9 protein-coding genes are annotated in these 9760 nt (G+C 70.1%); 5 read left to right on the forward strand and 4 right to left on the reverse strand.

Annotation, left to right across the window (positions count from 1 at the left end):
* Positions 1 to 231: 231 nt before the first annotated feature.
* On the reverse strand, positions 232 to 2364 hold the full coding sequence (locus tag ABT263_RS25370; RefSeq protein ID WP_352293579.1) for a hypothetical protein: 2133 nt from the start codon (positions 2362 to 2364) through the stop codon (positions 232 to 234).
* An 838-nt stretch (positions 2365 to 3202) separates the two neighbouring features.
* Here ABT263_RS25370 and ABT263_RS25375 point away from each other — a divergent pair.
* Positions 3203 to 3385, forward strand: a complete 183-nt coding sequence (locus ABT263_RS25375; RefSeq protein WP_352293582.1) for a hypothetical protein — start codon at positions 3203 to 3205, stop codon at positions 3383 to 3385.
* Positions 3386 to 3418: 33 nt separating this feature from the next.
* On the opposite strand, the gene ABT263_RS25380 is transcribed toward ABT263_RS25375, so the two are convergent.
* The gene (locus ABT263_RS25380; RefSeq protein ID WP_352293585.1) at positions 3419 to 4285 is read right to left on the reverse strand and encodes a helix-turn-helix domain-containing protein; all 867 of its coding nucleotides are present in this window, start codon (positions 4283 to 4285) and stop codon (positions 3419 to 3421) included.
* Positions 4286 to 4464: 179 nt separating this feature from the next.
* Between ABT263_RS25380 and ABT263_RS25385 the strand changes: the two genes are divergently transcribed.
* Together ABT263_RS25385 and ABT263_RS25390 are read left to right on the forward strand one after the other, a co-directional pair.
* Entirely contained in the window at positions 4465 to 5343 is an 879-nt protein-coding gene (locus ABT263_RS25385; RefSeq protein WP_352293588.1) for a helix-turn-helix domain-containing protein, read from the forward strand.
* 300 nt (positions 5344 to 5643) lie between these two features.
* The gene (locus tag ABT263_RS25390) at positions 5644 to 6687 is read left to right on the forward strand and encodes an ATP-grasp domain-containing protein (protein ID WP_352293591.1); all 1044 of its coding nucleotides are present in this window, start codon (positions 5644 to 5646) and stop codon (positions 6685 to 6687) included.
* A gap of 589 nt (positions 6688 to 7276) precedes the next feature.
* Here ABT263_RS25390 and ABT263_RS25395 read toward each other — a convergent pair.
* Together ABT263_RS25395 and ABT263_RS25400 are read right to left on the reverse strand one after the other, a co-directional pair.
* Positions 7277 to 7741 carry a hypothetical protein gene (locus ABT263_RS25395; protein WP_352293594.1) on the reverse strand — a complete coding sequence of 155 codons (465 nt, stop codon included), beginning with the start codon at positions 7739 to 7741 and terminating at the stop codon, positions 7277 to 7279.
* 28 nt (positions 7742 to 7769) lie between these two features.
* Positions 7770 to 8135 carry a hypothetical protein gene (locus ABT263_RS25400; protein WP_352293596.1) on the reverse strand — a complete coding sequence of 122 codons (366 nt, stop codon included), beginning with the start codon at positions 8133 to 8135 and terminating at the stop codon, positions 7770 to 7772.
* Between the two features lie 430 nt (positions 8136 to 8565).
* On the opposite strand from ABT263_RS25400, the gene ABT263_RS25405 reads away from it, so the two are divergent.
* Together ABT263_RS25405 and ABT263_RS25410 are read left to right on the forward strand one after the other, a co-directional pair.
* A complete protein-coding gene (locus tag ABT263_RS25405; RefSeq protein ID WP_352293599.1) occupies positions 8566 to 8883 on the forward strand; it encodes a hypothetical protein in 318 nt (105 codons plus the stop codon).
* A 298-nt stretch (positions 8884 to 9181) separates the two neighbouring features.
* On the forward strand, positions 9182 to 9703 hold the full coding sequence (locus tag ABT263_RS25410; RefSeq protein WP_352293602.1) for a hypothetical protein: 522 nt from the start codon (positions 9182 to 9184) through the stop codon (positions 9701 to 9703).
* Positions 9704 to 9760: the final 57 nt, after the last annotated feature.

The raw sequence follows: 9760 nt of genomic DNA on the forward strand, positions 1-9760 counted from the left end.
CGGCCCAACCGCCGTCCTACCAGCCCCGGGAGGGGTGCGGCAGCAGCCGGGCTGCACCCCCTCCCGGCATCCACCGAGGTGTCTGCGGACGTCCGGCGGAGTGCCCGTCTCAATTTGGAAACAGTGTGTCCCGCTTGGCTGCTTGGCCGGGCGAGCGAGCTCGCCCGGGCCGACTCCCCCTCTGGCAGGACCCTCCCCGCTCGGCATGTCCTGCACCCGGCTACTACGTGCTCAGGCAGCTGCTCCTTCTCCGCGCTCACGACTTCTGGCCGATCCCTGCACGATTGCGAGTGGTTGTGCTCGGCGGCGGTCGGCGATGCCGGCCCGGATCCGGGCCACCGTCGCCACCCGCTCGCGGAGCAGGAACTTGGCTGTGCGCTCTGCGGCGTCGGCGGCCGCAGCGGTAGCAGCCCGCCGGGCTGCGGCGGACGACTCGAACCGGTGCCTGGAGCGCATCACACTGGCGTGGGCGTTGCGGGATTCGGCAGCCACGGCAGGCGAGAGTTCGAAACGACGGAGGGCGTCCTGGTGGTACCGGTCTCGGAGGCAGGTCACGGCGAGCAGCTCGCTGGCACCCGCGATCTCCTCGTCCTGCGTTCCGTGCCGAGCGTGGGCCCTGGCGCTGCGGATATCCGATCGGACCTCCTCCCAGACGGCGCGAACACTCGGATAGTCGCGCAGATCTGCACGGGCGGCCAACGCCAAGTTAATGCAATCACCGACCCCGGACTTGAGGGCCCGCCCCCGCGAGCAGCCGGTACACAACCCGGCCGCGCCGGGAGAGCCGCAGTCCGCACAGGGAACGGCCAGCCGGGCGGCCTCGGCGCGGGCCTTCCGTATCTCCAGTCCGGCCCCAGCCGTGGCTTGCGAACCCGTCGGCTCCGCAACAGGGGACTCAACCTGCCCTTCGGCCCTCTCGCTGGCGCGCCGCGATCGACTGATCGCACCCTCAACGAGATACCCGCAGGCAACGCACTCAAGGCCCGTCACCACGTCGATCCCGCTCTCGCACTCGACCCGCCCACAGTCACTGGCACGGCGAAGCCCGATCCGGACCAGCCAGCCATACGGGCTGGCGATCGAGCCGGCCGAGGCGAACCTGAACCGCAAACGCCGCGCCACCCGACCGACGTCACCCGTGACCTCCCGCACGGCCGCGCCAGCGGCCCGCGCCGCCTCCCGCTGCTCCCAGGCGGTCATCAGGGGCAGCAGAACCGCGACCTCATGGAGTACCCGGTATGCCGCAGTCGACATGCTCAGTTGCGGTAGCGCGGCCTCAGCCCGCCGATGCCCGGACGTCACGGCCGTGCCAGCCGGGGTGGCGCCGGGACGCGACCGGACCGTGCTGGTCTTACTCGCCTGCGCACGCGCTCCACCGGCGACGGTGGGAACCCCGGTCTCGGCTTCGCCGGAAACACCAACCGCGACATCAGCCTGACCATCAGCACCAGGGTGATCGGCGTGAGAGGCGTGAAGGGTGTCAGCAGCGGAGTTGTCTGGGAACTCGGCACCACCTGCCGGCCCCGGCTCCGCCACCTGCGGGGACGTCCCACCGCGACGCCGGCGTGGCCGCGTTGGAGGAGCGGCGGTGTCGCGCCGGGAGGCAGCGGCGCGCCGCCGGGCGGCCTTCATCGTCGCCCAGTCCTGGGCCACCGCCGGCACCACGATCCCGCCACGCTGGCGCAACCGGCTGCTGGTCTCCCGCCGGACCAGCTGGATTGCCCCTGCGCTCTGGAGGCGTTGGAGGATCCCTGCCGCGCCTGCCGGAGTGCACCCGTTGCCCATGAGCCGGGCGAGCGTTGTTGCTGCCCGCCCGCGCTTGCACACCCGCCCGGAGCACAGTCGCACCCGCCCGTCAGGCCGTGCCTCCAGGACGAGCAGGAGCAAGGCGAGCCGGTCGGTAGGGGCACCGCGGCCCGTGCGGGAGGCCAGGAGCCCCGGCGGGGTCACCCGGCCGTCCCGGTGGCGCCAGCCCGGGGCGAACAGCCGCTCCACGAGGCGAAGCAGGGTAGCGAGCGTGGGCCTGTCAAGGGCGAGCGGATGCTGGCGATCGCCGACCCGAGCCACCTCGATCTGCTGCGGGACTCCGACGAACAGGCCCTGCACGGTGCCGGCTTCACGGAACCGCTGTCGCGTGATGAGCGTGGACGCCCTCCGCTGTCGGTCGAGGGACTGGTGGATGGCGGAGGCCGATACTCCGAGCCAGCGGCCGAGTTCCGGTGCCGCCGAGGTGGTGGCACAGGTCCGGGCGAGCTGGGACTTGGCGAGGGTGACGATCCTCAGAACGTGGTCGATGTCCGTCAGATTCGCCGCCTCAGGCGCACGGAGCAACGCGTAGACGGCCGTCCGCAGTCGCTCCCGCATCGGCTCATCCAGCCGTAGAGGTTCCAAGCCCACGGCGAGAGCGAAGGATGCCGAATCTTCCGCACGTATACGGCATGTTGAATGGCTGTCACAGCCTGTAGGACCGGTTGGGGGAGTGCTCACACCTGCGTGACAAACGGGAAGGGAGTCAGGCATCATCGAGGAGTCTCTGCTGGAGGGTGGAGGCAGCACGATCCCCTGGGGCCGGCTTCCGCTCCCAGGGTTGGCATCGCCTGTTGGACCCGCCCGTGACCGGGCGGTACACCGGGCGGCGAGCCCTCTGCCGAGGGCGGTCGCCCGGGTCGTCGCCGGAGATGACGTGAGCGCGAACTCGGTCATGTGTCGGCGGTGACGGGAGGGGCGTGCCGCCCGACCCGGTGCTGGTAACACCGGTGTGTAGGCGGCAGCCCAGCGGCCCGTGTTCTCTCGAAGCGGGCCGGACGACGGGCTATCTCATGATCGACTTTCCTCTCGTGGCGGAGTTCCGGCTCGGGCAGTCCAGCCGACGGGGCTGAGGGCTTGAGGACCGCCGTACTCGCAGGAGCGGGGAAGAGGGTGTCCACCGTGCTGCAGCTGGCCACGTCGTGGAGCGCCAGGGGCCGGGGGGAAGCCGATCAGACCCCGCGTGGGTGGACTCTCGCGCCTGCGCGTAGACGCTGGTCGCGGAGGAGATGAAGTGGCTCCGCGCATTCATCCTGCGCGGCGTCGGCTTGGCCCGGTGGAGGCCTGTGTTGTGGGCGTCCACGACTGGTGTGCAGCCGGCCTCGGCTGTGTTGAGCGGCAGCGTGACACACGTGATTGTGGCGTTCGACACCGGAACGTCGACCGGGCTGTGCTCTTGCTCGATCGCTTCGAATGTCAGCGCAACTTTGGCAAGTCGCGCGGCATCGTCCGGCACCGACAGGAAGGCATCGGACGCCGGAGTGGAACGGATGGTCATGGCACCGTGGTCGCTGACGGCGTCGCGGGCCTGGGTGATGGCGATACCGATTCCCCGGCCGGCGGCGGCGATCAGGAGTGAGTGGCTCATGGTCGTGTTCCCGAGAGCTTCGTTTCAGCTGGCTTGCTGCAGGATCGGCATGACCTGACGCTGAGTCCTGGTGTGTTCCAAGCGCCGGGACAGGGCTGCGGCAGCGTCCATGGTGGCGTCCGCCAGACGCTCGGCGCGCCGCCTCAGGAAGGCCTCGGGGGACAGGAGGCTGACGGAGCCGACGAGGACGGAGCCTCGCCACAGCGGCACGGAAAGCATCTCCCAGCCTGAGACAGGGGACGAAGTGCGAGCGTACCCCTGGATCTTGATTCGCCTCAGGACAGCGTTGCCAGCGCTCAGGTCGTCAAGGTTGGCGAGCATGACCAGCCCGGCGGCGTCCTGGTGCAGGGGTGCGCGGCGCAGGACAGGTCCGGCATCGGAGCTCGCCAGCGCGGCCGCAAAATCATGCCGGTTGCCGTCCGCGATGTCGACGCAGATCCTGCTGGGCATGCCCAGCAGGAGGTGGCTGTGGAGCGCGACGACCTGGTTCGTGCGGCGCTGCAGATGCGCGAGCTCCTCGGAAGTCGCCGGAGAACTAGCAGGCAGCGCGGTGAGCGCGTCCTGGCTGTGCCCTATGACGCTGGGATGGGCGATGGAGTAGGTGCCGTATGTCGGCTGGACGAAGGTATGCGTACGAACGCCTGACTGGAGGATGCGGTGAGCGGTGGAGCGGGTGAGCCCGCTGTGGGCCATCACCGCGGCGAGTGTATGCGCGCCCGGGCCGAGCTCGACCAACGCCTGCAGCACTCGGTAGGCACGCTCCGCAGAGCTGTTGCGTTCGTGATCGTGATCGCGGGCTTGAAGCTCGCGCGGCGGCTTCGGCATCATCAGGCCCCCCAGGTCTGTGAGCGTGTGGTGCTGGTGAGGCGAAATGACCAATTCGGATGCCAAGTCGCCCCTTGGCCCTAAAGATGTAGTCGAACCGGCCGCTCTTGGCCAGGAAGGGCCCCTTCCGGAAGTTGCACACCAGGAAGGCGAGCCTGACCGGCGGCACGGTCCGGCTGAGCGCGATGCTTGGGAGACGAATGCGCGCCGCGAGGCCGCCACGAGGGGAGCAGGAACCCTCGCCGGTGGTGCTCGTCGGCGCCTGGACGAGGGGGATGAACGTGACGACGGCACGTCAGGGGATCGGCACCGCGCCGGACCAGAAGGAGCAGTTCCAGGCGCTGCTGGTCCGATGCAGGAACGCGGTCGAGGCCGGCCCGCCGGAGGCAGCGATCACAACCCGCGGCCGGCGCCGTACCGGTCTCTCGCAGGAGCGGACCGCCTCAATGCTCGGGATCTCCGTCCGGTCCTACGGTGACTTCGAGCGTGGCTCGACCCGCGCGGAGCCTGAGTTCCTGGACCGCGTGGCCTCCGTTCTGCATATGAGCGCCCACGAGCGGCACGTCATGTTCCTGCTGTCCACCGGGCAGGAACCTCCGCAGCCCTTCACCAACAAGCTCGATTCGATGCCGGCGTACCAGCTGGCACTCGACTCCAGCGTCCTGCCGGGCTACCTGTCGAACCGATGCTGGGACATCGAACTGACCAACCAGGCATTCCGGGACGTGTGGGCCGGCAAAGAGGTGCCGACCAACGTGCTGAGGTACATCCTGATCAACAAGGAAGCGCGTGAGACTGTACTGCTCGACTGGGAGGCAGGGTGGGCACTGCCCTTCCTCCGCCAGCAGCGTGCCGCGTTGAACACCGCACCCTGGGAAGCGGGCCTGGTCCAGCTCCAGCGCGAACTTGAGGACACGGCCCGCACCGACAAGCCGCTTCGCAAGCTGATGAAGCGTTCGATGGACGACGAATACGTCCACCCCAACGGCGACACGCGGCTGATCAAACACCCCCAGTGGGGTCCGACCCGGATCACTCTCCTGATGACTCGGCCCCTCGACGCGGCCTCGGCTCACCGATTCGTGTGGCTGGTCCCGCCCAAGCCGGTGGACCAGATGCCCTGACCCACGCGTTCCGCGGAGGTGCTTCCCTGGCGCCCGACCATCTCCGCATGCAACCGCAGACCTCCGACCGCGCGTCATCACTGAAGCGGCAACGACGCGCTGCACCTGAGTACTTGCGACGCCCGCGCAGTCCCGATCGACGACGGACCATGACGAACGAGGAGAGAGCGACCCGTGCCCTCATCACCGGCAGTACTGATCGTCGGCCCGAGCCGGGATCACGCAGCCGACCTGCGGAGCGTTGCCGAGACCCGTCCGCTCGCGTTCCACGACCCCGACTCGAACTGGGGCGCAACCGGCATGACCGCACAGACCGCGAGCGTCGGCGGTGCCGCAGGCGCACCGCCGGCGGGACTGCTGGCGCTCACCGCCGAGGCCCTGCCGCAGGCCGCGGACCTGGCCGAAGCCCTTGGCGTCCGAGGCCCGTCCAAGGCATCGGCCGACGCGTCCGCCGACCGCTCCATCGCGCGGCTCCTGCTCGCGGAAGCGGGACTGCCCACCCCGAAAGGCACCCGCGTCGACACCCACCAGGACGCGGCAGCCGCAGCGATTTGGACCGGGTACCCCGTGGTCCTTCGCCCGCTCGCGAACCTCGGCCACTACGGTGAGATCCGTGCCGACAAGGCCGAAGACCTCCAGGCCGCGTGGAAAGTCGCGCACACCGCGTCCCTCACGGCAGAGACCACCCCCGGGGCGGTCCTCCTTGAGCGCGCTCACGGCGGCGAGCGGGTCACCCTCCAGACGATCACCAGCGGCGGACAAACCCGGGTGGTCGCCGCGGTCCGGACAGCATTCACGAACTACCCCCTGTTCCAGCCCACCTCCCACCTCGTCACCGCGGAGGAGATGGACCCGGACCTCGCGCAGCTCGCGGCCCGCGCCATGCAGGCCCTCGGCGTCGACCACGGTGTGGGCCACGTCCAGGTGGTGATGGCCGTACTCGGCCCGGTCATCACCGACGCAGCCGCCCACCTGCAGGGCGACAGCGTCCCCGAACTCGTGCGACTGGCGACCGGCGTTGACCTGCTCCTCGCTGCCATCCAACTCGCCACCGGCCAAGAGCCCGTCATCATGCCCAATCGCAGCGCGAGCGCGGCCGTCGCTCTGATCCGAGCGGGGTCCGACGGTACTGTCACCGGTCAGGGCGTCGACCTCGACCTCTTCGACGCACCCTGGATGGCCAGACTGACCTGGGAGACCCCTCTGGGCGGCTGGGTCCGGACTCGCCCGGCCTCGCTGCTGGCCCGATGCGTCGTCACCGGTCCCGACCCGGACACCTGCCTGGCCAACCTCGCGCAGGCCTGCGAGTCCGTTCGGACGACCATACAGCCAGACCACCCGTAGCCCCACAGGATCGGGGTGCAGGCCGGTAGGAGCCGCACCCCCGGTGGTGCCGATCATTCCCCGCAGCTCCTTCACCGCGGGCCCGCGCACACCAGAACGGCGACACCGTCGCCGAGCACCCGGACTCCCGGCCCATCTGGGCCGGCGGCCCGGTCTTGGAGCATGCCCCACTGTTCGGCATGATGGGCTCCCTACCCGGGCCCGTCGTGCACCCCGAGTGACTCGCCGCGATATCACCGGGCAACCGTCAGCGGGCACGGACCGACCGCCGACGCATCCGCCATCGCCACCAACCTCCGCGACCTGCGCAGGGTCACCGAGCCCGTAGCCGTCGGCAAGCCCGCCGGCTCGGCCCAGCTCGAAATCGCACGGAAAGCCGACCGAGGCGACCTCGCACGCCTGCCTGAGCCCGAGCGGCCGGTCGCGAAGATCCATCGCGCCTACAGACTGCGAAGTCGACGGCCTTCCACTCGGAGAGCTGCTGCGCACAGGGTCCAGCGGCGGAGATGACCCACTACAACCACGGCGCGCCCCCGACCTGCCTCGCCCGTGCGTTGCCGCGGACCGCAGCACCAAGGTCAACCCCCCCTCAGCGCCGCCGGCTCTGTGCACGGCGCAAACGCTCCGCGGCCAGCCGCTGCGCCTCGACCAGGCTCCGTTGCCGGGGCGCAGCAGCGGCCGGGGCCGGGGACTTTTGCGGCGCGGGCGCCCGGACGATCCTCTGCCGTTCCAGTCTCGTCCCGGCCAGCTGGTACACCTCGCTCGCAGCTCTCGCGCCCACCGCCACCACCTGCAGCAGCATTCGCGCGTCCGGGCCGGGCAGTGCATCACGCAGACGGTAGACGATCCGCCATTGAGGGGCCTGCCCTCCCGCGACCCGGTGCTCGTTCTGTGACAGGTCGAAGTAGAGCTTCCGGCAGTCGGACAGGTCCGGATGCCTTGCCATCGCCTCGAGTGGAGCTCCGCGGATCTCGCCGCGGGTGAGCTGGCTGATCCTGATGAGCGCGATGCGCTGCAGCTGGGACGAGGGCAGCGCCAGGATGTCGGCGCCCACCTGGGGGTGATGGTCCCCGCGGTACAGGTCAGGCCCTACCACTGGCATCCGGTCCCCTTTCGACACCTCCCGTTCGTCCCGGAGCGTCGTGCACAGCGGTGGAGTCGTCCTCGGCATCCGCGATCAGCTGTTCCAGGGCCGCGTTGCTCAGCCCTTCGCCCGCTTGGGGCGCGGAGGCCAGACGGTCCGCGACCATCGCGGCATCGGCTTCGCCCGCGGCCGCCAGCAGCTTCTGGAAGGCGTCGAAGGAGAGCAGAACTGCCTGCGGCACGTCCTCCTCCCCGATCACGATCGCGGAGGACGGATCCTGTGTGAGCTGCTTCACCAGGCTCCGCAGGGTGCCGGCCGCTCTGCTCGGCGAGATCATCTCGGGAGGAGTCACGTTGCTGTCCATGGCCCCACGGTAGCGAGCCGTCAGGTGGCTCTCTCAAGGGGACAGCTGTGTGCTGATGACCGCGGACGTGCCGGGGACAGGGTCCCTCCCGGCCGGTCCCGGGCACGTGGGCACAAGCGCGCAGATCCCGCCGAGCGGAACCGAGCGCGGCCGCCCCGGGGCGCATCCCGCTCCACGGGAACTCCACCTCTGTCCGGGCGCGTGCCGGCCGTGCCGTGCACTTTCCTGGGCACCCGAAACACAGGCCGGCCGCAGGGGAGGCAATCCATGGGGCAGCCATCAACTGCTCTGCTCGTCATTCTCTTTGTGATGGGCGCGCTCATGGTCGCCGCAGCTCTCGGTGACTCCCGAGCCTTCGTCAAGAAGTCGCGCACGTCGCGGAGGCGGAACGTTCCTGCAGTTCCGATCGTCGTGCCGCAGGCGGTGTGACGTGGAGGGAGACGTTGGGGCGCTGACAGCCGACCCCGGATCGGAACCCGCTTCGCCCGACGACACCGAGCCTGTCGAGCTGGCCCCCGAACACCTGCGCCTGCTGGAGCAGCTGGCCGCCAGCCGCGCCGCGCGCCAGGCCGGCCCACTTGCCGGCGCGGAGCGGCCGCCCAGCGCGCCCCTTCAAGCCGGCTCCGACGACCTCGTCCAGGAGAACGAGCGCCTGCGCGCCTACGTCGCGGTGCTGGAGTCGGCCGTGACCCTGCTTCTCGACTCGGCCCCGGTCACCGGCGACATGGAACCGCCCACGCCGGACTGAGCGGACCCGCCGCGGGAGCCGGTCGGAGCAGGGCCGCTGTCCCGGCCTGCGGGAAGTATGTGCCGGTCCCCGCCCGTGCTTCCCGGCTAGCGGGATCTGATCACCCACCACATGCGCGTCAGGACGAGCTTCCTGCACGGTGAGCCGGATACACAGACGGCGCATCGAACGGCCGCCCCGCAGGGTACCGGCCCGCCAGGGATCCCCATCGACCTGAAAGCCTCACAACTCCATCCGTCAGCAGGTGACAACCTCAGGCCCGCTGACCGCCCCACCAGCAGACCACCAAGGAGTAGCGATGGCGATCAACCGATACGGCACCGAGGCCCGGGCCTACTGGCGCAGGTGGCTGCCCACGCGCTACGCCGCCCTGCCCGACCCCGTGGCGTTCTTCACCGCGCTCGGAGAGCAGGTCGAGGCCCTGGCCGGCGACCTCTGGGACCAGTACGTCATCGCCGATGCCGCGCCGGCCGACGAGACGCACGAGGAGCGGGTCGCCCGCCTCGCGCAGCTCAAGGCCCGCGCCGAGCACGAGGTCCTCGACGAGATGGTCCGGCTGGAACCCGAGCCCGGGGCCGGCCTCGACGACGAGGACGACGGCCTGGAGAGCGACGAGGAGCACGAGGCCCGACTGGCCCACCTCGAGCGGCACACGGAATGGGTCAGCACCACCACCGAGGCCCTCCTCGACGGCAACCTCCACCTGAGCGACCTCGACGACCACCAGCTGCGCCATGTCCTCGACTACATGACGCCGTCCTTCCTGCGCCTGTTCGGCACGTCGGTGGAGGACCTGCGCGCCCGCGGCCGCGACCTGTAGCCGCCCCACTGGACCAACTCCGGTTCGACACTCGACGCGAAGCGCGGAGGATCGCAC

The sequence above is a fragment of the Kitasatospora sp. NPDC001603 genome, from assembly GCF_040298365.1.
Lineage (GTDB): Bacteria > Actinomycetota > Actinomycetes > Streptomycetales > Streptomycetaceae > Kitasatospora.

Coding starts and splice junctions, on each gene's coding strand:
- ABT263_RS25390 (WP_352293591.1), top strand. CDS start 5,644: ATGACCGCACAGACCGCGAGCGTCGGCGGTGCCGCAGGCGCACCGCCG.
- ABT263_RS25410 (WP_352293602.1), top strand. CDS start 9,182: ATGGCGATCAACCGATACGGCACCGAGGCCCGGGCCTACTGGCGCAGG.
- ABT263_RS25370 (WP_352293579.1), bottom strand. CDS start 2,364: ATGCGGGAGCGACTGCGGACGGCCGTCTACGCGTTGCTCCGTGCGCCT.
- ABT263_RS25400 (WP_352293596.1), bottom strand. CDS start 8,135: ATGGACAGCAACGTGACTCCTCCCGAGATGATCTCGCCGAGCAGAGCG.